The 26,371-nt window shown below is 64.8% G+C and carries 24 protein-coding genes and 1 rRNA gene; 19 read left to right on the top strand and 6 right to left on the bottom strand.

What is annotated here, in order from left to right; all coding sequences use genetic code 11:
• The first annotated feature begins 182 nt into the window (after nucleotides 1-182).
• Nucleotides 183-301, top strand: a 5S ribosomal RNA gene (gene rrf, locus ACQE2J_RS14355).
• A gap of 377 nt (nucleotides 302-678) precedes the next feature.
• Complete coding sequence (gdhA, locus tag ACQE2J_RS14350) at nucleotides 679-2,025, top strand: NADP-specific glutamate dehydrogenase (RefSeq protein ID WP_135542169.1); 1,347 nt, start codon at nucleotides 679-681, stop codon at nucleotides 2,023-2,025.
• Nucleotides 2,026-2,235: 210 nt separating this feature from the next.
• Here gdhA and ACQE2J_RS14345 read toward each other — a convergent pair whose 3' ends face one another.
• Nucleotides 2,236-2,751, bottom strand: a complete 516-nt coding sequence (locus ACQE2J_RS14345) for a flavin reductase family protein (protein ID WP_135542167.1) — start codon at nucleotides 2,749-2,751, stop codon at nucleotides 2,236-2,238.
• 31 nt (nucleotides 2,752-2,782) lie between these two features.
• On the opposite strand from ACQE2J_RS14345, the gene ACQE2J_RS14340 reads away from it, so the two are divergent.
• Both ACQE2J_RS14340 and ACQE2J_RS14335 read left to right on the top strand, forming a co-directional pair.
• Nucleotides 2,783-3,037 carry a DUF3039 domain-containing protein gene (locus ACQE2J_RS14340; RefSeq protein ID WP_135542165.1) on the top strand — a complete coding sequence of 85 codons (255 nt, stop codon included), beginning with the start codon at nucleotides 2,783-2,785 and terminating at the stop codon, nucleotides 3,035-3,037.
• Nucleotides 3,038-4,831, top strand: a complete 1,794-nt coding sequence (locus ACQE2J_RS14335) for a DEAD/DEAH box helicase (protein WP_135542163.1) — start codon at nucleotides 3,038-3,040, stop codon at nucleotides 4,829-4,831. It begins immediately after the preceding gene.
• Nucleotides 4,832-4,903: 72 nt separating this feature from the next.
• On the opposite strand, the gene ACQE2J_RS14330 is transcribed toward ACQE2J_RS14335, so the two are convergent.
• Complete coding sequence (locus ACQE2J_RS14330; RefSeq protein WP_135542161.1) at nucleotides 4,904-6,223, bottom strand: nicotinate phosphoribosyltransferase; 1,320 nt, start codon at nucleotides 6,221-6,223, stop codon at nucleotides 4,904-4,906.
• Nucleotides 6,224-6,275: 52 nt separating this feature from the next.
• On the opposite strand from ACQE2J_RS14330, the gene clpS reads away from it, so the two are divergent.
• The 10 genes from clpS to ACQE2J_RS14280 all read left to right on the top strand — a co-directional run bounded on the left by clpS (nucleotide 6,276) and on the right by ACQE2J_RS14280 (nucleotide 16,307).
• Entirely contained in the window at nucleotides 6,276-6,581 is a 306-nt protein-coding gene (gene clpS, locus ACQE2J_RS14325; protein WP_135542159.1) for an ATP-dependent Clp protease adapter ClpS, read from the top strand.
• 3 nt (nucleotides 6,582-6,584) lie between these two features.
• Nucleotides 6,585-7,166 carry a DUF2017 family protein gene (locus ACQE2J_RS14320; RefSeq protein ID WP_135542157.1) on the top strand — a complete coding sequence of 194 codons (582 nt, stop codon included), beginning with the start codon at nucleotides 6,585-6,587 and terminating at the stop codon, nucleotides 7,164-7,166.
• Entirely contained in the window at nucleotides 7,163-7,984 is an 822-nt protein-coding gene (locus tag ACQE2J_RS14315) for an MBL fold metallo-hydrolase (RefSeq protein ID WP_135542155.1), read from the top strand. The genes ACQE2J_RS14320 and ACQE2J_RS14315 overlap by 4 nt, the downstream gene beginning before the upstream one ends.
• A 65-nt stretch (nucleotides 7,985-8,049) precedes the next feature.
• A complete protein-coding gene (rph, locus tag ACQE2J_RS14310; RefSeq protein ID WP_135542153.1) occupies nucleotides 8,050-8,772 on the top strand; it encodes a ribonuclease PH in 723 nt (240 codons plus the stop codon).
• Nucleotides 8,769-9,374, top strand: a complete 606-nt coding sequence (gene rdgB, locus ACQE2J_RS14305) for an RdgB/HAM1 family non-canonical purine NTP pyrophosphatase (RefSeq protein WP_135542151.1) — start codon at nucleotides 8,769-8,771, stop codon at nucleotides 9,372-9,374. Before rph ends, rdgB begins: the two co-directional genes overlap by 4 nt.
• 233 nt (nucleotides 9,375-9,607) lie before the next feature.
• Nucleotides 9,608-11,113 carry an ABC transporter substrate-binding protein gene (locus ACQE2J_RS14300; protein ID WP_135542150.1) on the top strand — a complete coding sequence of 502 codons (1,506 nt, stop codon included), beginning with the start codon at nucleotides 9,608-9,610 and terminating at the stop codon, nucleotides 11,111-11,113.
• Between the two features lie 12 nt (nucleotides 11,114-11,125).
• Complete coding sequence (locus tag ACQE2J_RS14295) at nucleotides 11,126-12,073, top strand: ABC transporter permease (protein WP_135542148.1); 948 nt, start codon at nucleotides 11,126-11,128, stop codon at nucleotides 12,071-12,073.
• Complete coding sequence (locus ACQE2J_RS14290) at nucleotides 12,070-13,005, top strand: ABC transporter permease (RefSeq protein ID WP_135542146.1); 936 nt, start codon at nucleotides 12,070-12,072, stop codon at nucleotides 13,003-13,005. Before ACQE2J_RS14295 ends, ACQE2J_RS14290 begins: the two co-directional genes overlap by 4 nt.
• The gene (locus ACQE2J_RS14285) at nucleotides 12,998-14,764 is read left to right on the top strand and encodes a dipeptide ABC transporter ATP-binding protein (RefSeq protein ID WP_426936518.1); all 1,767 of its coding nucleotides are present in this window, start codon (nucleotides 12,998-13,000) and stop codon (nucleotides 14,762-14,764) included. The genes ACQE2J_RS14290 and ACQE2J_RS14285 overlap by 8 nt, the downstream gene beginning before the upstream one ends.
• Nucleotides 14,765-14,888: 124 nt before the next feature.
• Nucleotides 14,889-16,307, top strand: coding sequence for an amidase (locus ACQE2J_RS14280; RefSeq protein WP_135542142.1), 1,419 nt, complete (start codon nucleotides 14,889-14,891; stop codon nucleotides 16,305-16,307).
• A 105-nt stretch (nucleotides 16,308-16,412) separates the two neighbouring features.
• Here ACQE2J_RS14280 and ACQE2J_RS14275 read toward each other — a convergent pair whose 3' ends face one another.
• Complete coding sequence (locus ACQE2J_RS14275) at nucleotides 16,413-18,110, bottom strand: hypothetical protein (protein ID WP_426936517.1); 1,698 nt, start codon at nucleotides 18,108-18,110, stop codon at nucleotides 16,413-16,415.
• Nucleotides 18,111-18,226: 116 nt separating this feature from the next.
• On the opposite strand from ACQE2J_RS14275, the gene ACQE2J_RS14270 reads away from it, so the two are divergent.
• Nucleotides 18,227-19,546, top strand: coding sequence for a DUF6350 family protein (locus ACQE2J_RS14270; protein WP_426936516.1), 1,320 nt, complete (start codon nucleotides 18,227-18,229; stop codon nucleotides 19,544-19,546).
• Between the two features lie 154 nt (nucleotides 19,547-19,700).
• On the opposite strand, the gene ACQE2J_RS14265 is transcribed toward ACQE2J_RS14270, so the two are convergent.
• Entirely contained in the window at nucleotides 19,701-20,153 is a 453-nt protein-coding gene (locus ACQE2J_RS14265; protein ID WP_135542138.1) for a hypothetical protein, read from the bottom strand.
• A gap of 102 nt (nucleotides 20,154-20,255) precedes the next feature.
• Between ACQE2J_RS14265 and purN the strand changes: the two genes are divergently transcribed.
• The 4 genes from purN to ACQE2J_RS14245 all read left to right on the top strand — a co-directional run bounded on the left by purN (nucleotide 20,256) and on the right by ACQE2J_RS14245 (nucleotide 23,156).
• On the top strand, nucleotides 20,256-20,879 hold the full coding sequence (purN, locus tag ACQE2J_RS14260) for a phosphoribosylglycinamide formyltransferase (RefSeq protein WP_426936515.1): 624 nt from the start codon (nucleotides 20,256-20,258) through the stop codon (nucleotides 20,877-20,879).
• Between the two features lie 49 nt (nucleotides 20,880-20,928).
• Nucleotides 20,929-22,473 carry a bifunctional phosphoribosylaminoimidazolecarboxamide formyltransferase/IMP cyclohydrolase gene (purH, locus tag ACQE2J_RS14255; protein ID WP_426936514.1) on the top strand — a complete coding sequence of 515 codons (1,545 nt, stop codon included), beginning with the start codon at nucleotides 20,929-20,931 and terminating at the stop codon, nucleotides 22,471-22,473.
• 1 nt (nucleotide 22,474) lies between these two features.
• Nucleotides 22,475-22,816, top strand: coding sequence for a DUF3017 domain-containing protein (locus tag ACQE2J_RS14250; RefSeq protein WP_135542132.1), 342 nt, complete (start codon nucleotides 22,475-22,477; stop codon nucleotides 22,814-22,816).
• Nucleotides 22,817-22,973: 157 nt separating this feature from the next.
• Complete coding sequence (locus ACQE2J_RS14245; protein WP_426936513.1) at nucleotides 22,974-23,156, top strand: antitoxin; 183 nt, start codon at nucleotides 22,974-22,976, stop codon at nucleotides 23,154-23,156.
• A gap of 147 nt (nucleotides 23,157-23,303) precedes the next feature.
• On the opposite strand, the gene ACQE2J_RS14240 is transcribed toward ACQE2J_RS14245, so the two are convergent.
• Together ACQE2J_RS14240 and ACQE2J_RS14235 are read right to left on the bottom strand one after the other, a co-directional pair.
• A complete protein-coding gene (locus ACQE2J_RS14240) occupies nucleotides 23,304-25,802 on the bottom strand; it encodes a UvrD-helicase domain-containing protein (protein WP_426936512.1) in 2,499 nt (832 codons plus the stop codon).
• Nucleotides 25,803-25,973: 171 nt separating this feature from the next.
• Nucleotides 25,974-26,366, bottom strand: coding sequence for a hypothetical protein (locus tag ACQE2J_RS14235; protein WP_135542125.1), 393 nt, complete (start codon nucleotides 26,364-26,366; stop codon nucleotides 25,974-25,976).
• Nucleotides 26,367-26,371: the final 5 nt, after the last annotated feature.

Genomic DNA, 26,371 nt, shown 5'->3' with positions numbered 1-26,371 from the left:
GTTGGGGTTGGTGTGTGCGTGAGAGTCTTTTTGGGTTGCACGTGGTGTTGGCTTGAGAAGTCACCCCTTTTTTTGTGGGGTGCATGTTATGTGACTGTTGTTGGTGTTCGCGTTCGCTGTGCGGTTCTTGGACCATTACCGCCTGACCTGTTTGTGGGTTGGGTGTGGTGGTTTGTTGGTTTTGCGGTGGTGATAGTGGTGGGGAAACGCCCGGTTAACCGTTCCGATCCCGGTAGCTAAGCCCATGCGCGCTGATGGTACTGCAACTTGGTGGTTGTGGGAGAGTAAGTGACTGCCGCAATATTTTTTGGTGGGGGTGGCCTCGTCTGATTCCTGTTTGTGTGGGGGTTGGGCGGGGCCTTCCTCGTATTCATGGTGCGTTGTTGCTGCTGACCACAACCGTGTTTCTTGGTGGTTTGTGGGCAGTGTGGCGTGGTGGTGTTTAGTCGATTCCGAGGAACCGACGGACCGCCGTCCTTTTGTATTTGTCTTTCGTAATTGAACTCCTAAGGGCATCGAGATGGCGTTCGATCGGATCAGAGGAATCGTCCTTTCGGCGCATTCTCACACTGATATGAGGCCGTCGAGTTCTATATCTCAATCGACGTTGCCAGACAGTCGTGTCCATAATCCGGGCGGTCGGAGTCATGTTATGAGTGTCACGGTATGTTTGGGCGTATGAGCCTACATCCATCACTGCAGCCAATCTTGGACACGGTACTCCAACGTAATCCTGGAGAGTCGGAGTTCCACCAAGCGGTACAGGAAGTCCTCTATTCCCTGGGCCCCGTCGTGGATAAGCATCCCGAGTACCTGGAGCTTTCCGCACTCGAACGTCTGTGCGAACCCGAACGTCAGATCATCTTCCGGGTTCCATGGATCGACGACGCCGGCGATGTTCAGATCAACCGTGCCTTCCGCGTGCAGTTCAACTCGGCTCTCGGACCCTACAAGGGCGGTCTGCGATTCCACCCCTCGGTCAACCTCGGTATCGTCAAGTTCCTCGGTTTCGAACAGATCTTCAAAAACGCGATCACCGGGCTGCCCATCGGCGGCGGCAAGGGCGGAGCAGACTTCGACCCCAAGGGCCGCAGCGACCAGGAAGTGATGCGCTTCTGCCAGTCGCTGATGACCGAGCTCTCACGCCACATCGGCGAATACCGCGATGTTCCCGCCGGTGACATCGGCGTCGGCGGCCGTGAGATCGGCTATCTGTTCGGACAGTACAAGCGTATGACGAACTCCTACGAAGCCGGTGTCCTCACCGGTAAGGGTCTGTCCTACGGAGGGTCCATGGTCCGCACGGAAGCCACCGGCTTCGGTGTCGTCTACTTCCTCAAGGACATGCTCGCCGCGGCGAAGAAGAACATCGACGGACGTACGGTTTCGATTTCCGGGTCGGGCAACGTCGCTGTGTTCGCCGCTGAGAAGGTCACCGCATTCGGCGGCACCGTCATCACGATGTCCGACTCATCCGGCTTCATCCACGACCCGGACGGAATCGACACCGAACTCGTCAAGCGCATCAAGTTCGAAGAGCGCGGTCGGATCTCCGACTACGTTGTGGAGCACGGCGGACGTTCCTCTTACCATGAAGGTGGAAACGTCTGGGATGTTGAGGTCGATGTGGCACTGCCCTGTGCGACGCAGAACGAGCTCGACGCGGATTCGGCCTCGACCTTGGTCAAGAACGGTCTCATCGCCCTCGCCGAGGGGGCGAACATGCCGTGCACCCCGGAGGCCGTGAAGATCTTCTCCGAAGCCGGAGTGCTCTTCGCTCCCGGCAAGGCCGCCAACGCCGGAGGCGTGGGAACCAGCGCCCTCGAGATGCAGCAGAACGCCAGCCGCGACTCGTGGGACTTCGACTTCACCGAGGCGCGGCTCGCCGAGATCATGGGCGATGTCCATGACAGCTGCGCGGCCGCGGCCGATGAGTTCGGTCAGCCCGGAGACTACGTCTCCGGCGCCAACATCGCCGGTTTCATCCGCGTCTCCGAAGCCATGCTCGCCCAAGGGGTCGTCTGACCTCCTCCCCTGCCGACCGCTCAGCCCACGGCTGAGCGGCAGCAACCGGGCAGCCACGGCCGAGCCGATGGCAGCTGGGGGACAGGCGACAGCCTGAGGCGCGCCATCGGGTGCCACAACTGGACGGCCCTGCCCACCGCCGACTTCCTTCGCTGCGAAGAGTGTCGGCCGTGGGCAGGGCCTCGTTCGTGTGCTGGGCGCAGCCGAGTCTCAGCGCTGTCCGATGGTGCCGTATCCCTTGCGCCAGCGCAGCAGAGGACGATTCGTTCCGGCATTCGTCCCCGCGCCCAAAGCAACAACCCGACCGACGACGATATTGTGCGTGGCGACGTCGAGCACCTCGGTGAGTTCGAGCTCGAACCATGCGAGAGCCTCGGTGAGCACCGGCTGACCCGCCTGTGGGGCGGGGAAGGTGTCCACCCCCTTGAGGGACCCGTAGAGCGGTTGGCCCGACGCTCCGAGGCGTTCGGAGATATCCCGCTGATCCGAATTCAGCAGCGAGATCGCGAAATGCGAACTCGTCTCCAAGGTCTCCATCATCCTTGAACCGGAATAGATGCTCACCGCCATGGTCGGCGGATCGTAGGACACGTCGAGAAACGAATCGACGGTGATGGCGTGAAGAGCGCTGCCACGGGTGGCAGACACGATGGCGACTGCCGCGGCGATGTCATCGCTGAGCTCGCGGTAGCGTTCTGTGAGGGATTCGTCGTAGGCCTGGTCCATGACTCTCATTCTAGGGAACTACAATGGAGCCATGACCATTCCAGCTTCAGGCGGTTCAGCAACGATCGAGCGCGAGCAGACCGAGCAGCTTGCCGAGCCCGGAGATCACGAGCGCTTCAGCCACTACGCGCCCAAGGACAAGATCATGGAGTCCATGGTGACTGGGACTCCGCTGATCGCCTTGTGCGGAAAGGTGTGGGTTCCCACTCGCGATCCCGAGCGGTTCCCGATCTGCCCCAAGTGCAAAGAGATCTACGAAACGATGTCCGAAGGACCGCAGGAGTAGATGTCCGCGGAACAGCTCCCTGGAGCTCCAGGGACCTCCGCGGCAGAACAGCTTCCACCGGCTTTCCCCGAACGTGCGGCATGGGGAACAGCCGGAAAGTTGCGTGCCTGGCAGGCGGAGGCTCTCGAGCTCTACTTCAAGACCGAACCCAAGGACTTCCTCGCTGTCGCGACCCCCGGGGCCGGTAAGACGACCTTCGCTCTGCGTTTGGCCGCCGAACTCCTGGCCCGACGGGTCGTCAACCGCGTGACCGTGGTCGCACCCACCGAGCACCTCAAGGTGCAGTGGGCCGATTCCGCAGCCCGTGTGGGGATCAAGCTCGACCCCCACTTCAAGAACTCTCAGGGCAAGCACGCACCCGGCTACCACGGTGTCGCACTGACCTATGCGCAGGTCGCCGCGAAACCGGTCCTCCATCACAACCGCACAGCGGCCGGCCGCACCCTCGTCATCCTCGACGAGGTCCACCACGGCGGAGACGCGCTGTCGTGGGGTGATGCCGTGCGCGAGGCGTTCGGTCCTGCCGTGCGCAGGCTGTCTCTGACCGGAACCCCTTTCCGTTCGGACACCTCACCGATTCCGTTCGTCACGTACGCGCCCGACGAGAACGGCATCCGCACCTCGGTGGCGGACTACTCCTACGGCTACGGCCGGGCACTGAAGGACTCGGTCGTCCGTCCCGTACTGTTCCTCGCCTACGCCGGCGCCATGACCTGGCGGACCAAGGCCGGCGACGAGATGTCGCACGTCCTCGGTGAGGAGACGACCAAGGACATCAACTCCCAGGCCTGGCGCACCGCGTTGGACCCGAAGGGCGACTGGATCCCGGCCGTGCTCAAGGCGGCCGACATCCGGCTGACCGAGGTCCGCCGCACCGTCCACGACGCCGGCGGACTCGTCATCGCCACCGATCAGGACGCAGCCCGCGCCTACGCCAAACGCCTCCATGAGATCACGGGAGAGAAACCGACCGTGGTCCTCTCCGACGAAGTCGGAGCCTCAGAACGGATCGAACAGTTCCAGAACTCCACCGACCGGTGGATGGTCGCCGTGCGCATGGTCTCCGAGGGTGTCGACGTTCCACGTCTGTGCGTCGGCGTCTATGCGACCTCCTCGTCGACTCCGCTGTTCTTCGCCCAGGCGATCGGCCGTTTCGTCCGCGCCCGCAAACGTGGCGAGACCGCCTCGGTGTTCTTACCGTCCGTGCCGGTGCTGCTGGCCCTGGCGAACTCGATGGAAGCCGAACGCGATCACGCTCTCGACCGGCCGAAGACCGAGGACGAGAATGATGTCGTCGTCTTCGACGACCAGGCCATGGAGCAGGCGAACCGGAATGAGGGCGCCTCCTCCGACCAGCTCGGCTCGTTCGAAGCCCTCGGCGCGGAAGCCCTGTTCGACCGAGTGCTCTTCGACGGCGGCGAATTCGGCACCGGCGGTGCCATCGGCTCCGAAGACGAACTCGATTTCATCGGGATCCCCGGCCTGCTCGAACCCGACCAGGTCCACGAACTGCTGCGAACCCAACAGGCACGTCAGGCCAAACGCAAGACGGCCACGGGCCCTCCGGCACCGGAAGTCGAGACCAGCGAACTCGAACACCGAGCGATGAAGGAAGAGCGCAACCAGCTGCAGAGCCTCGTGGGCGCCTGGTCCAGGCGCACCGGCACACCGCACCAGAACGTGCACGTCGAACTGCGCAAAGCGTGCGGGGGACCGGCGGTCGCTCAGGCCACGCGTGAGCAGATCCAAGCCCGGATCAAGAAGCTCCAGGGCTGGTTCATCGGCAAGAAGTGACGCCGCCGGGCCGGACCCCGAAGCCGACGGAGGAGGGCGGTGCGGCCGCCGAGGCGGTCCGGCCGCAGGAGATCAGGCGGAATAGAAGACTGTGGGAATGGCGGGCTCGCCGTCCTGCAGTCGACGCGCCGAACGCGGCAGCTCCGCCAAAGACTCATCGTGGCGGGCACAGGCCTTCTTCACACCCGCGGCTCCGGTGAAGGACTCATCGACCTCACCGTCGCGTACGAGATCGACGCTGAGACGACGACCCTCACCGAGATCATCGGGCAGGGCCGGAATGCCGACGGCTTCCTCGACCGCAATCGCGCCGTCGATGAGGCGCAGCGCCTCCTTGTGCCCGCCGCGAGAGGGCTTGCCCGATGAGTGCTTCGCCACCGAGGTCCACTCACCGGCTTCATCGGCGCGGGCGACGAGCTTGTACACCAGTCCCGCTGCCGGAGCGCCGGAACCGGTGACGACGCGGGTGCCGACACCATAGGAGTCGACCGGGGACGCGGCCAGCGCGGCGATCGCATACTCGTCAAGATCGCTGGTGACGGTGATCGTCGTGTCATGAGCGCCGAGGCGGTCAAGACCCTCGCGCACCTCGCCGGCCTGCTCGATGAGGTCACCCGAGTCGATCCGCACCCCGCCGAGCCCGGTACCGGCGAGTTCGACCGCGGTCGCCAGGGCCTCTTCGACGTCGTAGGTGTCGAGCAGCAGAGTCGTATCGGTGCCCAAAGACTTCAGCTGCGCGGCGAAGGCCTCACGTTCGGAATCGTGGAGCAGAGTGAAGGAATGGGCCGAGGTGCCGATTGTCCGCAGACCATAGGTCAGTCCAGCGGCGAGATTCGACGTCGATGCGAATCCGCCGATCACCGCGGCCCGCGCCGCCGCCACAGCGGCGTGTTCGTTCGTGCGTCGTCCGCCCATCTCAGCGCAGGGGCGGTCGCCAGCCGCCTGCGCCATCCGAGACGCCGCCGACGCGACCGCACAGTCGTAGTTCATCGCGGAGAGGATGAGCGTCTCGAGGATGACCCCCTCGGCGAAGGTCGATTCGATCGTCAGCAGAGGGGAGCCGGGGAAGTAGATCTCGCCTTCGGCATAGCCGCGGATATTGCCGGTGAACCGGTAGTTCGCCAACCAGTCGATCGTGCGGGCGTCGACGATGTCCTCGCGGCTGAGGAAAGACAGCTCCGCATCATCGAAGCGGAAGTCGCGGATCATCTCGAGGATCCGACCGGTGCCGGCGACGACACCGTAGCGGCGGCCAGCGGGAAGGCTGCGGCCGAACACCTCGAAGAGACTCTTGCGATGGGCGGCGCCGGATTCCAAGGCAGCCTGCACCATCGTCAATTCGTACTGATCCGTGAAGAACGCCGTCGAATCGGTCCGTGTGAGATCACTCATAGGCGCGATCTTACGTCACGACAGCGTCAGTGTTCTGCCGTAAGCTGGAAACGTGAGCAACCCAACGACACCAGTTCTCGAGCCGGAGGTCGACGTTCGACCGGCCGAGGACCTGGCTAAGCCCTGGCGAACCGTGGTCTTCAACGACCCGGTCAATCTCATGAGCTATGTCAGCTACGTGTTCCAGACCTACTTCGGATATTCCGAGGACAAAGCCGACGCACTCATGCTCGAAGTCCACGAGAACGGGCGCTCCGTCGTCGCCACCGGAGGCCGCGAAGCCATGGAGAGAGACACCCAAGCGATGCACGAATACGGTCTGTGGGCCGCGTGCCAACCCGATTCAGGATCCGACTGACCTATGGCAGCCATCGACGCACGGGGGGATGATGTCGTCCTCCGCCTCGAAGACAACGAGCGCTCGCTCATGCTCACGGTCTTCACCGACCTCGCCGCCCTGCTCTCCGAAGACGATGGGTCCGAGGACGGCTCCCGACCGGATTCGGAGAACTGGGATGCCCGCCTCGGGCTCGTCGGCCGTCCCCGCCCCGAGGATCCGGCGCTGCTGCGGCTGCTGCCGGATGTCGACCCGGAAGACGAAGAGCGGTCGACGGAATTCCGGCGGCTGACCGAATTCGACCTCAAACAGGCCAAGGCACACAATGTGCGCATCGTGCTGCTGGGCCTGAGCAAGGGCAACGACATCACCCTGACCCACGACGAGACCCTGGCGTGGATGAAGGGCCTGAACGATCTGCGGCTCGTGCTCGCCGTCCGGCTCGGCATCGACACCGAGGACGCGCAGGATGAGAAGTACGCGCGCCGTGAGGAGCTCTCCGAGTCCGAAGACCTCACGCTGACCCTGTACGACTTCCTGACCTGGATTCAGGACCGACTGACAACGACCTTGCTGACCCGGAAGCAGGGGGATGACGAGACATGAGACTCACCGCCATCGGCACCGCCGGCTCTTTTCCCGGACGCGGTGCTCTCGCCAGCTGCTACCTCATCGAAACGGAAGAGGACACGCCGACTCGCATCATCCTCGACCTCGGGTCCGGGGCGCTGAGCCCCCTGCAGCAGACCGTAGACACCGACCGGCTCTCCGGCATCGTCCTCAGCCACCTGCACCCGGACCACTGCATGGACATGACCGGGCTCTACGTCAAACACTGCTTCGATCCGAAGTTCTTCAACGGCGACATCTCCGACACCGGCACGATCCGCACCCGCACCCCCGTCTTCGCCCCCGCCGGCGCGAAGGAGCGACTGATGAGGGCGTATTACACGGATCCCGGAAAGTCCCCGGTCGCCAACGGGGGAGACGACTCGGACTTCGACCATGCCTTCGAATTCTCCGACCTCGACCACGGCACTCGGAATCAGATCGGGTCGCTGACCGTCGAGTCCTTCCTCGTCGACCACCCGGTCGAGGCCTACGCGCTGCGCATCACCGACGCGAAAGGCAGCGTCATCACCTACTCCGGTGACAGCGACGAATGCGACAACCTCGTCGCCGCGGCGAAGGATGCCGACCTCTTCCTCTGCGAAGCGGCTTTCCAGGAAGACCGCGACACCGCTCGCGGGATCCACCTCACCGGCAAACGCGCCGGACGCGTGGCACAGAACGCCGAGGTGTCCGCGCTCGTGCTCACCCACATTCCGATCTGGACCGACTGCTCCATCGTCCGCGGTGAGGCAGCCGGTGAATACCGCGGTCCCATCGAGCTGGCGAAACCCGGAGCCACCTGGACCGTGTGAGCCGGAGCCGCAGGGGCGAAGGCACATCAGACCAACCCGCAACCGAAACATGAAAGAGGCACACCGTGCGAGCAGACGGCCGTCAGGCAGACGAACTCCGTGAAGTCCGGATCACCCCCGACTGGATCAACACTGCCGAGGGTTCGGCGCTCATCGAGTTCGGCAATACCCGTGTCCTCTGCGCGGCATCTCTGACCGAAGGCGTGCCTCGCTGGCTCAAGGGCCAGGGTCGCGGCTGGGTGACCGCCGAATACGCGATGCTGCCCCGGGCCACGGACTCCAGGAACACCCGCGAATCCGTCAAGGGCAAGCTGGGCGGACGCACCCACGAGATCTCCCGCCTCATCGGCCGCAGCCTGCGCGCGGTCATCGACATGGAGAAGCTCGGCGAGAACACCCTCGTCCTCGACTGCGACGTCCTCCAAGCCGATGGGGGCACACGCACGGCTTCGATCACCGGCGCCTATGTCGCCCTGGCGAATGCCATCGACAAGGGCCGCTCGACCGGTCTCATCCCCGCAGCCCACAATCCGCTCATCGACTCCATCGCCGCCATCAGCGTCGGCATCATCGACGGTGAGCCTCTGCTCGACCTGCCCTATGTCGAGGATTCCCGAGCCGAAACCGATATGAACGTGGTGATGACCGGTTCGGGCAAGTTCGTCGAGGTCCAAGGCACCGCTGAGGGCGCACCCTTCGATCGCGACGAGCTCGGCAAACTCCTCGACCTGGCCGCGCACGGCTGCAGCGAACTCACTCGCCTCCAGTCCGAAGTGCTGACGCGATGACGACGTTCGTCCTCGCCACCCACAATGAGGGCAAGAAGCGGGAGCTGCTGGCCATCCTCGGCCCTGTCCTCGGCGCCGACACCCAGGTGCTCACCGCCGCCGAGGCGGGCCTGGCCGATGTCGCCGAAACCGGGGTGACATTCACCGACAATGCCCTCATCAAGGCTCGCGCCGCCGCTGCGGCGACCGGTCGCACCGCGATCGCCGATGACTCGGGCATCAGCGTCGACGTGCTCGGCGGGGCGCCGGGGATCTTCTCCGCCCGCTGGTCGGGACGCCACGGCGACGACAGAGCCAACCTCGAGCTCCTGCTCGCGCAGCTGAGCGACATCGCCGCCGAACACCGGGGTGCGCAGTTTCGCTGCGCAGCGGCCGCGGTGACCGCCGACGGTCGCGAATTCACCACCGAAGGCGTCATGCCCGGGCGCCTGGCTACGGAGCCGATGGGGGAGAACGGCTTCGGCTACGATCCGATCTTCGTCCCCGACGGGTCGACGCTGAGCACCGCGCAGATGAGCTCCGAGGAGAAGAACTCGCGGTCACATCGCCGCATCGCCTTCGATGCTCTCGCCGAGGTCCTCGCCGCCGAAACGAATCTCTGAAGTCTCACGTCACCTGCTCGGGTTCGGGAGTTCGACCGGACGCTGCGCATCGCCCCGTCCGTGAGGCCCGAAGAACCGGTTCGCATGCTCTCGTCCGGTGAGTCCGACAGGCCAGCTCACCTGATCCAACATGTGAACCTGAGCGCTTCGACTAGTGAGAATTTCGGATACACTGACGGTGCTTGAGTGTTGGCGAACGACCCTCTCTGCGGTCGGCGAAATCGAGGAGAACAATGAAGACTCCGCGCATCATGAAGTGGGTGGCGGCAGCGGCGGCCGCAAGCATGCTGCTGACCGGCTGTTCGGCGGGAGCTTCGGACTCCGGCGACGACGGGGAGAAGAAGGATTCGATGAGCATCGCCTTCACCGCCGAACCGGTCAACCTCGACTTCACCTCCACTTCGGGAGTCGCCATCCCCGAGGCACTGATGGAGAACGTCTACGAATCCCTCGTCCGCCTCGACGAAGAGGGCGAGATCCAACCGGCACTGGCGAAGGACTGGAGTCTCTCCGACGACCGCAAGACCTACACCTTCGAACTGCAGGAAGGCGTGAAGTTCTCCAACGGCGCCGACTTGACCAGCGAAGACGTGAAATTCTCCTATGAGCGGGTGCAGAAGGACTGGAAGAACGCACTCAAGGCGAAGATGGACATCGTCAAGTCCATCGACACTCCCGACGACAACACCGTCGAGATCGAACTGAAGAAGCCCTCAAATACGTGGCTGTTCAACCTCACCAGCCTCGTCGGAGCCGTGTTCGACACCGAAGGCACTGAGGACCTGGCCAACGAAGCGATCGGCACCGGGCCCTTCGAGATCGAGAAGTTCACTCGGGGACAGTCAATCGACTTCGCCGCCCGGGATGACTATTGGGGTGAGAAGCCGGCCCTGGAGAAGGTCCAGTTCAAATACTTCAAGGACGCGGTCTCGGCGTCGAACGCACTGAAGTCCGGAGAGATCGACCTCGTCTCCAACCTGCAGGCCCCCGAACTGGCCGGAGAGTTCCAAAGCGACGACTACCAGATCGTCTCCGGCACCACGAACGGCGAAGTCGTGCTGTCGATGAACAACGCGGACGGCATCTTCAAGGACAAGAAGGCCCGTGAAGCCGTCATGTACGCCATCGACCGCAAGGCCGTCCTCGACACCGCCTGGGCCGGTTACGGTGAACTCATCGGATCCATGGTCCCGCCGACCGACCCGTACTACGAAGATCTCACCGGGGTGTGGAAGCACGACCCGCAGAAGGCCAAGCAGCTCGTCAGCGACGCCGGAATCAAGGGCGAGGAATTCTCCTTCACCGTGCCGAACCTGCCGTACGCGAAGGCGATCTCCGAAATCGTGTCCGCCCAGCTCGAAGAGGTCGGTCTCAAAGCGAACATCGAGACCCAGGAATTCCCGGCCGTGTGGTTGGACAAGACGTTCACCGAACACGACTTCGACATGTCGGTGATCAACCACGCCGAACCGCGCGATATCCTCACTGTGTTCTCCGACGACTACTACATCGGCTACGACGATGCGAAGATCGAGAAGATCGCCGAGAAGGCCGACACCGGCACGGAAGAGGAATACATCTCCGGAATGAAGGAGATCGCGAAGACGATCACCGAGGATGCCGCATCGGACTTCCTGTTCCTCTTCCCGAACCTCGTGATCGCCAAGTCCGACATCGGAGGGATCCCCGCCAACCGGGTCTCCGATGCGTTCAAGATCGCCGACCTGAGCTGGAACTGACCCACCGGTTCGATGCTCACCTATGCGATCAACCGCGCGATCCAGTTCGCGCTGTCCCTCCTCGTCGCCTCGGTGGTGGTCTTCGCCCTGATGAGCCTGCTGCCGGGCAATGCGGCACAGGTGGCATTGGGGACGAATGCCACGCCTGAGGCCGTGGCGGCTCTCGAAGCACAGTACGGCCTCGACCGTCCGCCCGTGATCCGGTACTTCGACTGGGTGGGCGGCATGCTCGGCGGGGACTTCGGCACGTCCTATGTCACCGGTGCCGAGATCACTCCGGTCATCATCGACAGCGTCCAAGTCACCGCGATCCTCGTCATCGCCGCGATCGTCCTGTCGATCCTCATCGCCGTGCCCTTGGGCACCTTCGCCGCCCTCGGACAGCGCAACTGGATCGGCGTGACGATCTCGGCCGCCAGCCAGGTCGGCATCGCGATCCCGAACTTCCTTGCCGCGATCATCCTCGTCATCGTCTTCTCACTCCGCCTCGGCTGGTTCCCCTCCCAAGGGTGGATGGCTCCGGTCGAAGGATTCGGCGGGTTCGTTCTGCGTCTCGTCCTGCCGGTGGTGTCGTTGGCTCTCGTGCAGGCGGCGATCCTCACCCGTTATGTGCGTTCAGCCGTGCTCGACGTCATGCGCGAAGACTTCATCCGCACCGCCCGGGCGAAAGGGCTGACCAAGACGAGGGCGCTGTTCGTGCACGGACTGCGCAATGCGGCGATCCCCGTCATCACCGTCGCCGGCGTCCAATTGGCCACCCTGTTGGTCGGGGCCGTGATCATCGAACAGATCTTCGTCCTGCCCGGCATCGGCTCCGAACTCGTGCGCGCCGTCGCCAACCGCGACCTCGTCGCCGTCCAGGGCATCGTCATGGTGCTCGTCCTGCTGGTGCTCATCATCAACCTCATCGTCGACATCCTCGTGCCCGTAGTCGACCCTCGGATCAGGAACGCCGCATGAGCCAGACCCCCACCGGTGCCACCGACCCCCGCGATGACGTCGCAGTCGACGCCGCGACCGCTCGTGCGAGGGGACCGGCGACCAGTTCGCGACAGTCGCTGCGTCTCAACGCTTCGATGATCATCGGCACCTGCTTCGTCACCCTCATCGTCGGTCTGGCGCTCGTGTCCTTCATCTGGACGCCCTACGCCCCGAGCGAGATCGACCCGGTCGCCCGTCTGCAGTCCGCCAGCCTCGCCCACCCGTTCGGCACGGACAAATTCGGGCGGGACACACTGACCTGGGTGATGTTCGGAGCCCGGATCACCCTCCTCGTCGGAGTCGTCGCCGTCGGCATCGCTCTGCTCATCGGCACCCCGATCGGGATCATCGCGGCCCTGTTCGCGAAACAGTCGTGGGGCATATGGATCGACGCGGTGATCATGCGCGCCAACGACATCCTGCTGGCGTTCCCAGCCCTGCTGCTGGCGATCATCTTCGCCGCCGTGTTCTCACCGGGAACGGGGCCGGCCATGATCGCCGTCGGCATCGCAGCGATCCCCGGCTTCGCCCGCGTGGCGAGATCCGGAACGCTGCAGGTGCTCGGATCCGAATACGTGCGCGCGGCGCGGGCATCGAACCGCCGGGTCTCGGCGATCGCCGTCGTCCATGTGCTGCCGAACATCGCCGGCATGGTCATCGTCCAAGCCTCCGTGGCGTTCGCGATCTCCGTCCTCGCCGAGGCGGGGCTGTCCTTCCTCGGCCTCGGCACCCAGGCTCCGGTGCCCTCCTGGGGACGGATGCTCCAGGAGTCCCAGCAGTTCCTGTCCACCCACCCCGAACTTGCGTTGTGGCCGGGCATGTTCATCGCATTGGCCGTGCTCGGGTTCAACCTCCTCGGCGATGGGCTGCGTGACCGATTCGATCCGAAGATGGAGGCTCGTCGTGGCTGAGAATCTGCTCGAGGTCCGCGACCTCACCATCACCCCCTCCGGTGCCGACGCCGCCGTGCTCCACGATGTCAGTCTGAACCTGGAGCCGGGCGAGCGGGTCGGACTCATCGGGGAATCCGGTTCGGGCAAGTCCCTGACCGCCCAATCCGTGATGGGGCTGCTGCCCGAAGAGCTGCACGCCGAAGGCCGAGTGCACCTGCAGGGCCATCACGGGAACCTCCTCGAAGCGAACGAGAAGACACTGGCGAGCCTGCGCTCGGACATCGTGTCCATGGTGTTCCAGGAACCCATGAGCGCACTCAACCCGCTCATGCGCATCGGCGACCAGATCGCTGAAGTGCTGCGCATCCACGGCAAGATCCCACGAGCCCAGATCCCGGCACGGGTGAAAGAGCTGCTCGAGGATGTGCGCATGCCCGACCCGGACAGCGCCCGCTTCGCCTATCCCCACCAGATGTCCGGCGGACAGCGACAGCGAGTCATGCTCGCAATCGCGCTGGCGAACTTGCCGAAGCTGCTCATCTGCGACGAGCCGACCACGGCCCTCGACGTCACCGTGCAGCGACACATGCTCGACCTCATCGCCGAGCGGGTCTCGGCCGTGGAAGCCGGGCTCCTGTTCATCACCCACGACCTTGCCGTCGTCGCCGGTGTCTGCGACCGAGTCATCGTCATGTACCGCGGCCGCATCGTCGAAACCGGCACCGTGACCGAGATCTTCACCGATCCGCAGCACGACTACACTCGCGGACTCCTGGCCTCGTCCGACCTGGAAGCCACCGATGGGAACGGACGCCTCTTCACCCTCAAGACCGCGCTCGCCTACACCGGCCCGCAGACCTCGGCGGGGGAGGACACCCCGGACCCGGTCGGCACCGAGACCGTCGAGGCAGACGACCCGGCGGGAGGGAACATCGCGGTCGACGATGTCGGTGCGGCCGCCTCGGCGAGGGACTCTGCGCCGCTGATCGAGGTCGCAGACGTGACCCGAGTGTTCAAGGGACGGGGACTGTTCGGTCGGCGCCGTTCGGATGTCACCGCGCTCGGCGGCATCGACTTCAGCGTTGCGGCGGGGGAGCGATTGGGCATCGTCGGCGAATCGGGATCGGGGAAGTCGACGCTGCTGGGCATCCTCTCGGGACTCGACCGGCCCACCACCGGGCACGTGCGCGTCGGCGACATCCGCGTCGAGGCGGCGAGCTCACGGTCCCTGCGCGCCCTGCGGGAGAATCTGCAGATCGTGTTCCAGGACCCCTTCGCCTCACTCGACCCGCGCATGCGTGTGGCCGACATCGTCGCCGAACCGCTCATCGCCGCAGGAATCGAGAAGGACGAACGCATCGCACGGGTCGAGGAGATGCTCGAGGCAGTTGACCTCGACGCGCGCTCCCTGCGCCGCTACCCGCACCAATTCTCCGGCGGGCAGCGACAGCGGATCTCGATCGCTCGAGCCCTGGTGACACGGCCGCAGATCCTCGTCGCCGACGAACCCGTCTCCGCCCTCGACGTGTCGGTGCGCGCGCAGGTGCTCAACCTGCTCACCGACCTCGTCGAGGACTATGCGCTCACCCTCCTCTTCGTCTCCCACGACCTCGGCGTCGTCCAACACCTGTGCTCGCAGATCATCGTCATGAAAGACGGCCGGATCGTCGAATCCGGTGCGACCGAGGACATCTACGCGAACCCGCGGCAGGCGTACACGCGGCGACTCATCGCGGCGACCCCGAGCCTGACGGACGCGCTCGCCGCCAGCGGCTGAACAACGCCGGAACGGCACCGACTCCGGTCGGCGGCGACGCGGCGCGGGCGTGCGCACTCGGGGCCGGAGGCACGCACTCGGGGCCGGGCAACACGGTTTTCATCATCGAGAGAAAGGGCAGGACATGGGCAACACGACGCTTGCCGATCACAGCGCATCCGACATGGTCGTCGGATTCGCCAAGGGAGACTTCGACCCGATTGAGGTGCACAGCGCGGTCGTGAACCGCATGGACGAATGCGAATCGACGATCAACGCACTCTTCCACCGCGATGACGAACGCTCTCGAACCGCGGCCGTGGCCAGCGCCGCCCGATGGCGAGAGGGCCGACCGCTGAGCGACCTCGACGGGGTGCCGGTCACGATCAAGGAGAACATCGCCCGCCGCGGCGTGCCGCTGCCCAGCGGGCACGCCTGGGTGGACATGCCGGTGTCCGACCACGATGCGCCGATCACACAGCGACTCGAAGAGGCCGGTGCCGTCATCCTCGGCTCCACGACGATGCCCGACTGGGGCATGCTGTCCTCGGGCGTCTCCTCGCTGCACGGCATCACCCGGTCACCGCTCGACCCCGCGCTCACCACCGGTGGTTCGAGCGCCGGAGCCGGAGCGGCCGCGGCAGCCGGGTACGGACCGATCCACATCGGTTCGGACATCGGCGGATCCATCCGCCTGCCGTGCACCTGGCTCGGACTGACCGGACTCAAGCCCAGCTTCGGTCGGGTCCCGCTCGACGGCCCGTACCTCGGTCGATGCGCCGGGCCCCTCACCCGATCGATGGCTGACGTCAAGGCCGCCATGGACATCATCTCCGCCCCCGATGACCGGGACTATTCGAGGCTGCCGCGATTCGCCGCCGACGAGACGCAGGCTCTTCCCGGACACGATTCGCCGGCTTTCGACCCGCGCGGACTGCGTATCGGACTGCAGCTCGATGCCGGGTGCGGGGTCGCCCCCGACGCGCAGGTGCTGTCGACGATCACCGAGGCGGCCGAACGGTTCGCTGCCGCCGGCGCCGAGCTCGTCCCCCTCGACCCGTTCATCGACGACGATCTGCTCCATGACATGGACCTGTTCTGGAGGGTCCGGTCCTGGGGCGACCTCAAGGCCCTGCCCGTGGAGGAGCAGGAGCTCATCCTGCCCTATATCCGACAGTGGGCTCAGGGCGGGGCCGACGTCAGCGGTGTCGAGCTCATGAGCTGCTATCACAGCGTGCAGGAGATCCGCCGTCGCACAATCACCGCCACGGCCGAGTTCGACCTCATCATTTCGCCGACAGCACCGGGCGCGGCGTTCCCGGCCGAGCAGCCGATGCCCTACCCGAGAGTGCACGAGCCGATGGGACACATCGGGTTCACCATGCCCTTCAACATGTCCGAACAGCCTGCCGCGACCGTGCTGGGCGGGTTCACGGCCGATGGGCGCACCATCGGAGTGCAGATCGCCGGGAAGCGCTTCGCCGACGAATCGGTCATGGCCGCAGGTTCCTGGTTCGAAGACGTCGCCGGAGTCGAGCGCCCGACCCGGACGGCGATGGGCTGAGCGGATTCGCAACGAAGAAGGCGGGCCCGCAGTGACCGGTATCGGTCGCTGCGGGCCCGCCTTCGTGCTCTCACCGCCTCGGCGAGGTGGTCAAGCTGCGCAGGATCAGAAGTCGAAGAATTCGACCTTGAGTTTGTCTCCGTCGATCTTCACGCTTCCCGACACCGACAGTGCGTTGCCGTTGGAGAAGTATGAGGAACCGGACTTCTTGCCGTCGACGGAGAAGTTGAACTTGCCGGGCTTGTCGGTGAAGAACGAACCGGTGTTCGTATCTGCCGTACCGAAGCTGGCCTTCACCTTGGGCATGTTCTTCATGTCCCACTTCGCGGTGCCGTCCTTCGCCAGATCATCGAGCTTCTTGTCCGAACCTCCGACAGGGATCTCGGTCGGGTCGTACTTGATGAACTTGCACTTCGGCTTGATGCTCTTATTGTCGAAGCACTTCTTGAGTTCCTTTTCGACCTGCTTCTGCACTTCTTTCTCGAACGCGCCCGTCGGTGCCAGATCGAGGTTGAGAGTCGTGGGGGAGACCTGACCCTGGTTCGGCTGACCGCCCGGGGCGAAAGCCTTCGGGAAGTTCACTCCGGCGGAATCCGAGGCCTCCGAGACCCATTTGCTCTTGGGGATCTTGAAGTCGTATTTGCCGGGGTAGACGGCGAACGACGTGGTTCCCGACTTCGCCGTGTAGTCCTGACCGTTGACGGTGAGACCGTCAGCGGCGGGAACGTCGAGGGAGATGACATTGAGCTCGGGCCCGGTCAGCGTCCATTTGTCGAAGAACAGGTCCTGTTTGCCATCCTTCTTCGCTGCCAGCTCGACGTTGTACTCGCTGCCGTCGAGTTCATAGGACACGAGGACCTTGCCGCTGTCCCCATCGACCTTGGAGGACTCGACCTTGGCCTTCTCGATCTTCGCCGAGGAGGATTCGGTGAAGTTCTTCGACAGCAGGTCGAGGTTCGTCCCTTCAGGACGCGGTGACGGCGCGATCTTCTCCGCAGCCGCGAAATCGCCCTTGTTCAGCGCGGCGATGTAGTCTTCTGCCACCTTGTCGGGCCCGTACTTGTTCTTGTTGACGCTGCCGATGACGAAGATGCCGGCGAGGACGAGGATGATGACGAGGGCGACGGCACCGAGTGTGATGAAGAGCGGAAGCCTGCTCTTCTTCTTCTCGGGGCGGGAGTCGGCCCGTGTTGCGGTCGCCTGCGAACCGGCGAAGCCCGGAGCCGGCGCCGGCTGCGGGATGGCCTGCGACTGTCCGGGACCGGAACCGGTCCGCTGGCTGTCCGGTCCCGAACCGGTCTGATACGGGTTCGACGAGTACTGGCTCGGCTGGTCGGGTCTGGGCTGATTGGGTCCGGCTTGATTCTGTGCTCCGGGGTACGGGGCGCCGCCTTGATGCTGACCGCCCTGGGGCTGGCTTCCGGGGTGTTGACCAGCAGAGCCCTGCGCACTCTGATACTGAGAGTTCTGGTAGGGCACATTCGGACCGCTCTGCGCGTTCTGTGCTCCGGGACCCGAGTACTGAGGCGCCTGATTCGGCTGCGATGAGGCCGGGGCCACGGTGGGGCGCGCCGCGGAGCCGTCTCCGGACTGTCCCAGCGGGGGCGCCAGGTCGTCGGGAACCGCGGACCCGGAGGAATCCGAGTCTGCCGAGGCTTCCGGCGGCTTCTTCACATCGTCGGGTGCTGCCGAACCCTCGATGCCTGCGTCCGTTTGCGGTTCCGAGTTCGGCTTCGATCGGCCGGCCTCCGGAGGCTCGCTGGGTGGTGGCGGGAAATGGGGGTGATCGTTCCCGTTGCTCATCGTTGGGTTCATCCTTTGCGTGTACAAGCCTGTCCTGGCGCAATTGTACGTCCCAGAGCAGGGAATCGCGTTGTCAATACCAGGAAGCCGCCCCGTAGTCAGCGAAAATGGTCGTGATGCACACTTCTCCTCACCCCCAGCCCTATCGTCGCCCGATCCTCGCAGCTCTGCTCGAGGTCGTGAAGATCGACCTCATCATCGTGCCTGCCGGCTTCGTGGCGGCGATCGTCTTCTGGATCGTCGGACTCGGCTCGCAGCTTCCCTACTCCGCGATTCCCGAATGGGCATTCGCGCTGTGGGCGGCGGTCTCGGGCCTGAGCGTGTCGACGCTCGGATTCGAATTCTCCATCGCTCCCAGCCTGGTCACCCTCGGACTGTGGTTCCTCGTGGCCGGCGCTGCGAAGCGGCTGGTCGAAGGTGCAGCAGCTGACACCTCGGATACCGGAGAGGACGCACCCGGCCAGTGGTGGACGGTGATGGCCGCTGCTCTCGGCACCTTCGTCGTCGGCTACGCCGGGCCTCTTCTCGTGCTCGCCATCGTCGTCGGTCACGCCGGCGTCTCCCCGTCCGGGATCCTCCGCCTTCTCCTCTTCCTCGTCACTGCCGTGGCCTGCGGTTTCCTCAGGGTCCGCGGCATCGGCGACATCCCCGGATTGCGCACTGTCGATGACGAGACGTGGAACGTCGGGACCCGTTTGGCTCGTCGTCTGCTGTGGGGCGCGTTGGCGGCGGCTGTGCTCGAGCTCGCTGTCGGCTTCGTCTTCCGTTGGCAGGCAGTGACCGAGTCCCTGCAGGTCTACAGCGCGCCGCTGGCCGCGGGCGTCGGACTGTTCATCGTCCAGTTCCTCTTCGCTCCGGGCATCCTCTACTCGGCCCTGTCGTGGAGCGCCGGGACGGGAGTCGTCGTCGGCGGAGCGGACGTCAGTTCGGCGTTCCGGTCGACTTCCTCGCCGGTGCCCGATGTCCCGGTGCTGCAGCTGCTCAGCGGCGAATACCCCGCGTGGACGATGGCCGCCCCGGTGATCTTGGTCCTCTTGGGGCTGCTGGGCACGATCCTGGGGCGGGTCCGGGCTCGCGAAGTCGCTGAGAGTTCATGGCCGGGCCTCGGTGTCGCCTCCGGCATTTTGTTCGTCGGTTCTGCAGTCCTCGGCGTCTTCTCGCGCGGAGCGCTGGGACCGTTCGGTCTCGCCGGCTTCGGCCCGTCGGCGCTGCTGTCGGCCGTTGCCATCACGGTGTGGATCGGAGTGGGACTGGCCGTCGGACTGCTCCTCATCCGACTGTCGAGCCTGCAGCAGGAGAACAGCGAGACCGATGGAGATGAGTTCACTTCCGATGGATCTGCGGGCGTCGACCGCGAAGACGCGCAGCAGAGCGATGTTGAGCCGGAGGCCGCGGATCTCGATGATCCAGCATCCGACGAGGATGAGCCGCGGTAAGAGTTGGACCAGCTGCGGTCAGAGGCGGCGTGGCGCGAGGCCTGATCGAACGCAACGACTGCTCGGCGGTCGCCGTCGTGCTGCCGCTCGCCGTGCCGCCGGTCGTTGTGCTGAACGGCTCAGTCTCGGCTGGGCGAGCCCGGACGGGCGAAGATCACTTGGTGCCCGGCAGGTCGAGTTCCTGCCCGGTGAGCTGCTTGAACCAGTCTCCGAGCCCGGATTGGTACTCGCTGGTGCATGAGAGCTGAGCCTGCTGCGTGATCGCATCACGCAGGCACTCCTCGTAGTTCGACTGCACCGGCCAGAGGATGATCGACGAGGCCGTCGAGAAGATGAGATAGAGGCTGAGAAGTCCACCGAGGATGCCCAACGACATGTTCCGACGCTGCTTGGTCTTGACCACGGCGACGATGTACTTCACCGACCACACGATCGCGGCGATGGAGAAGCCGATCGCGGCAAGCTTGAACGGAAGCTGATAGGTGAACGTCAGAACGGACGCGAGGATGAGCAGGATCAGGACGAGCCCGTGTCGTGCCGGAGCAGCCTGCTTCTCCTCTTCGGGAGTCGGCGCCTTCTTCTCTTCAGTGCTGTGTGGTGACGTCACCCCGCCAGTTTGTCATAGTCGCCTGACAAATGCCTCGGCAGGATGCCTGCCGGTGATGGTGGGGCGGCGACCGAGCCCGGCCACAGACGTTAGACTGGTCGGGTGCACATCGTTCTTCTGGCCTCAGGATCCGGTACCCTCACCCAGGCGGTCATCGACGCCTTCGCCGATGGGAAGCACGGCATCGACATCCTCGCCGTCGGTTCGGACTCGCCTACGGCCGGAGTGCTGGACCGGGCCCAGAAGCATGACATCCCCACCTTCGTCGTCCGCCCCAAGGACTTCGCCGACCGTGCCGCATGGAACGAAGAGCTGCGCGACGTCGTCGCCGAACTCGCACCCGACTGGGTCGTCTCGGCCGGGTTCATGCGCATCCTCGGCGAGAGCTTCGTCGCAGCGTTCCCGTCGCGGATCATCAATACGCACCCGGCGCTGCTGCCGTCGTTTCCCGGCGCACACGGCGTCCGCGATGCTCTCGCCCATGGAGTGAAGCTGACCGGCGGAACCATCCACCTCGTCGACGCCGGCGTCGACACCGGTCCGATCATCACCCAATACGCAGTGCCGATCGCTGATGACGACACCGAAGAGACCGTGCACGAACTCATCAAGGCCCGAGAACGCGAAGAGCTGGTGCGTCTGCTCGCGCACCTGGCCCACTCCGACCTCGTCGTCGACGGTCGGCATGTCCGCGGATATGCCGCCTCGGCGATGACCGCCAATTGACCCCAGCCGTGAGAAGAACCGACCGGCGACCGAACCTCAAGGAGGATCAGTGACAGGAACCCGCACGATCAAGAGGGCGCTCATCAGCGTCTATGACAAGACCGGGTTGGACGAGCTGGCCCGCGGACTCCACGCGGCCGGAGTCCAGATCGTGTCGACCGGCTCCACTGCCGGCAAGATCGCCGAGGCGGGAGCCGAGGTGACGAAGGTCGAAGAGCTCACAGGGTTCCCCGAATGCCTCGAGGGCCGCGTCAAGACCCTCCACCCACGTGTGCACGCCGGAATCCTCGCCGATTCCCGCAAACCTGAGCATTTCGAGCAGCTCAGCGAACTCAAGATCGAACCCTTCGACCTCGTCGTCGTCAACCTCTACCCCTTTGCCGACACGGTCGCCAGCGGCGCCGGATTCGATGACTGCATCGAACAGATCGACATCGGCGGACCGTCGATGGTGCGGGCGGCGGCGAAGAACCATCCCACCGTCGCCGTCGTCACCGACCCGGCCGATTATTCATCGGTGCTCGAAGCCGCTGCCGGAGACGGTTTCGACCTCGAGGCTCGGCGTTCCTTCGCCGCCCGCGCCTTCGCCCACACCGCCGCCTACGACTCCGCCGTGGCCTCCTGGTTCGCCTCCGAACTCGCCGGAGACGACAAAGCCGCGTTCGCCGGACTCACCGGTGAGAAGATCGCCGACCTGCGCTACGGGGAGAATCCGCACCAGGCGGCCGCGGTCTATTCCGACGGCACTCGCGGAATCGCCGGCGCCGAACTGCTCGGTGGTAAGGCGATGTCATACAACAACTACACCGACACCGATGCCGCGATCCGTGCCGCATTCGACTTCGACCAGCCGGCCGTGGCCATCATCAAGCACGCGAATCCGTGCGGCATCGCCGTTGCCGAGACCGCCGCCGCCGCCCACAGCGCCGCCCACGAATGCGATCCGCTCTCGGCCTACGGCGGCGTGATCGCCACGAACCGGGAAGTCGATGCCGATCTGGCGGCTTCGATCAAGCCGATCTTCACCGAATGCCTGGCCGCGCCGTCCTTCAGCGCCGAGGCGCTCGAGATTCTCTCGACGAAGAAGAACCTGCGTCTGCTCGCACTCGGAGACATCGATGCTCCCACCGCAGAGATCAAACCGATCAGCGGCGGCTTCCTCGTCCAGGACCGGGACGCTTTCCAGGCCGAAGGCGATTCTTCGCAGTACTGGACTCTGGCGGCCGGACCGGCAGCCAGCCCGGAGATCCTCGCCGACCTCGAGTTCGCGTGGAAGGCCGGACGGGCCGTGAAGTCCAATGCGATCCTGCTGGCCAAGAGCGGCGCATCCGTCGGTGTGGGCATGGGGCAGGTCAACCGCGTCGACTCCGCGAAGCTGGCCGTCGAGCGCGCCGGTGCCGAACGTGCCACCGGTGCTGTCGCCTCCTCCGATGCCTTCTTCCCGTTCCCCGATGGTCTCCAGATCCTCATCGATGCCGGTGTGAGCGCCGTCGTCCAGCCCGGCGGGTCGATCCGCGACGAGGAGGTCATCGCGGCTGCGGAAGAAGCCGGCATCACCATGTACCTGACCGGGAGCCGCCATTTCTTCCACTGAGATGAAGCGTCCTCACCCCCGCCACGCACGGCGGGGGAGAGGCCCGATCGCGAAACGGTGGATCTACTGGAAACGCCGGTACGCCCATCCCACCAGACGCGACTGGGTGCTCCTCGGGTGCCTCGTGGGCGCGATCGCCGCCGCGGCCTGTACGTTCATCGACTTCCGGGTCGGCGCCGTGGTTCTGGCGGTCGTTCCCACTGCTCTGGCCGCGCTGCGGGCGATGCCCGAGCCGTGGACCGATGTGTGGACCAACCGTTCGAAAACCGTCGACATCGCGACATGTCTCCTCTTCGCGGTGCTCCTCGTCAGTCTGGCCTTCATCGTCCCCACCTCGCGATGACCGTGAGGGCCTCGAAGGCACGCTGAAGACCAGAAGACAAGGTTTATGTGCATTCGCTGAGAAACGGGGCTCCTCGGTGTCGTGCCGACGGAATCGGTGGCAGGGTGAAAGGCGTCAAGGGGTTCGCTGAGAACCCTTTCCGAGGAAGGGAGACAGCATGGGACTGGACGATCTGACAAACAAAGCCAAGGACGCCTTGAATAGCGATAAGGGTGAGAAGATCAGCGACCAGGGCCTGGGTAAGGCTGCTGACGCCGCTAACAACGCCACCGGTGGTAAGTTCGATGACCAGATCAACAAGGGTCGCGACGGAGTCGATGGCAAGCTTGGCAACGAATGATCTTTGATCCATAGCCGCGTCCGGCATGGAAGAGCGCCGAGGAGAACTCTAGTTCTCCTCGGCGCTTTCGTCTTCTGCCCGGCTTCGCTGCGGTTTCCGCAGTCGCCCTCGACGTATTCGACCGGGAGTGAGGCCCGGCAGGCCGTCTCAGCCGAGCTTTTCGATCGGGGCGTAGCGCAGCAGCAGGCGCTTCGACCCGGCCGAACCGAAATCGACGACGGCCACGGTCTTGTCTCCGACACCGTTGACCTCGGTGACGGTGCCGAGACCGAAGGACTCGTGGGAGACCTTCTCACCGACCTCGACCGAGATGACCTCACGATTGGGACGGATTCGGTTGGGGAATCCTGCCACCGGCGACGAGGAACTTGCGTTCGAACGGGAACGCGACGAACCTCCCGAATACCGGGTCGAGCCGAAGCTGCGGGAGCCTCCCGAATACCCGGACGGTGCCCCTCCGGAGCCGTAGCCGCCTGAACCGAATCCCCCGGAGAACCCGCCCGAGAAGCTGCCCGTGTTCTCCCAGCTGATGAGGGTCTCCGGGATCTCTGCCAGGAACCGGCTCGGCGGATTGTACTGCGGCTGGCCCCACATGCTGCGGGTCTCGGCTCGGGTGACGAGCAGCCGCTGCCGGGCACGAGTGAGCCCGACATACGCCAGACGACGTTCCTCGGACAGCTCCTGCGGATTCTCGAACGACCGCGAATGAGGGAAGCCGCCGTCCTCGAGACCGGTGAGGAAGACGACGGGGAACTCCAGCCCCTTAGCCGTGTGCAGCGTCATCAGCGTGACCTGTCCCAGTTCCGCGTCGGGGATCTGATCGGTGTCGGAGGCCAGAGCGACCTGTTCGAGGAACTGGTCGATCGCGGCCGGCCCGACACCGGGCGCGGCACCCGCGGTGCCGGTCTCATCGATGGCAGCGGCCGCCTCGGCGGGGATGTCGTCTGCGGGCGCGGCCGCCTCGGTGGGGGTGTCGGTCTCTTCCGCCTCGGCGACAGCGGCAGACTCACGGGTGGCGACGAAGTCTTCGGCCACGGCGACGAGCTCGGCGAGGTTGTCGACGCGGGACTCATCCTGGGGATCCGTGCTCTTCTGCAGCGATTCGAGATAACCGGACTGTTCGAGGATCGCTTCGATGACACGCGACAGCGGCGAGGATTCGGCAGTGGAGCGGAGGTCCTGCATGAGGTCGTAGAACTTCTGCACCGAAGTCTGCGCGCGGGAACTCAGGTGGGGGATCTCAGCGAGCCGACCCAGAGCGGTGTAGAAGCTGATGTTCTCGCGGTCGGCGAAGTCCGCGATGAGACCTTCGGTGCGGTCGCCGATGGACCGTTTGGGCACGTTGAGGATGCGGCGCAGATTGACGTCGTCATCGGGGTTGGCGATCACGCGCAGGTAGGCGAGGGCGTCCTTGATCTCTTTGCGCTCGTAGAAGCGAGTGCCGCCGACGACCTTGTACGGAATGCCCGAGCGGACCAGGGCATCCTCGATCGCGCGGGACTGAGCGTTCGTGCGGTAGAACACGGCGAAGTCGCCGTAGGTGTACTTCTCTTCGTCGATGAGGTCGTCGATGCGGTCGACGATGAAGCGGGCCTCACCCTGCTCGTTCTCGGCGACCCAGCCGACGATCTGCTCGCCCGAGCCCTCCGAGGTCCACAGCTTCTTCTCTCTGCGGTCGTCGTTGTTGGCGATCACGGCGTTCGCCGCGTCGAGGATGTTCTGCGTCGACCGATAGTTCTGCTCGAGCAGAATGGTGTCCGCGGTCGGGAAGTCCTTCTCGAATTCGACGATGTTGCGGACCGTGGCGCCGCGGAAGGCATAGATCGACTGGTCGGCGTCACCGACGACGGTGAGTTCGGCCCCGGTCGCGCCACCGGCACCGTCCCCGGCCAGTGCCTTGATGAGCGCATACTGGGCCGGGTTCGTGTCCTGATATTCGTCGACGAGGATGTGGCGGAAGCGACGACGGTAGGAATCGGCCACCTCGGGGAAGGCCCCGAAGAGGTGGACGGTCTCGGCGATGAGGTCGTCGAAGTCGAAGGCATTGGCCAAGCGCAGACGAGCGGTGTATCGCCGGAAGACGTCGGCGAGCACCTCGTCGGCGGGATTGTTCGGACGGGGGATGAAATCGTCCGGAGTCTGCAGCTCGTTCTTGAGGTTCGAGATCCGATGGAGGATCGCCCGCGGTGCGTACTTCTTCGTATCGAGGCCGAGTTCCTTGAGGATCTGTGCGACGAGTCGCTGCGCGTCCTGGGCGTCATAGATGGTGAAGTTCGACTTCATGCCCAGGATCTTCGCCTCCCGGCGCAGGATCCGCACGCAGGAGGAGTGGAACGTCGAGACCCACATGGATCGGGAGGCCGGGCCGACGATGGAGGACACGCGTTCGGCCATCTCTTTGGCGGCCTTGTTCGTGAACGTGATCGCGAGGACCTCACCGGGATGTGCGCGTCCCGTGGCCAGGGCATAGGCGATGCGACGGGTGAGGACGGTGGTCTTGCCCGATCCGGCACCGGCGACGATGAGCAGCGGAGATCCGGTGTGGATCACGGCCTCGCGCTGTCGCGGATTGAGCCCGGTGAGGAGTTCGGCCGCTCGGGAGTCGGCGTCGGCGGCATGGTCGGTGTGTTCAGCTGCAGCAGTCATGTCGCCCATAACGATACCGCCCGGGTCCGACACGGGGCGATTCCCCTCCGCACCCGCAATAGCTCCTCGTCCAACGCGCACGCCGAACACACCCTCCCAGAACTACCTGACGGCGGCGCAGCAACCTCGCGCGAAGTTGCTGCGCCGCCGTCAGGTAGCAAGAGGGGTGGGTCAGTGGATGAAGACTGCCACGATGACGTTGATGATCGCGAATGCGAACGTCAGATGCGCCATCGTCGCCGAGGGGTTCTTCACCGCCGTCGCCGTTGCGCCCTCGGCCGGGGCGGCCGCGGCGAAGGCCTTCTGCTTCTTGTTGCCGATGAAGGCGAAGACCGTGACGAGGATCGCCACGACCAGCTTGATGCCGATCTTCATGTGGTTGACGCTGCCGTCGCCCATCTCGGCCAGGCCCATGAGCAGAAGCCCGGTGATGAGCTGAAGATAGGAGGCGTGCAGCATTCCGGGAAGCACTCTGGGGGAGCGGATGACGGTGAAATAACCGCCGACAATGATCGCCATTCCGACCAGATGCAGGGTCAGAAGAATCTCGCGTAGAATTTCCATAGAGT

Source organism: Brevibacterium sp. LE-L (assembly GCF_050214925.1).
GTDB lineage: Bacteria > Actinomycetota > Actinomycetes > Actinomycetales > Brevibacteriaceae > Brevibacterium.
The sequence above is the reverse complement of the archived record's forward strand: the minus strand, read 5'-3'. Positions and strand labels throughout refer to the sequence as shown.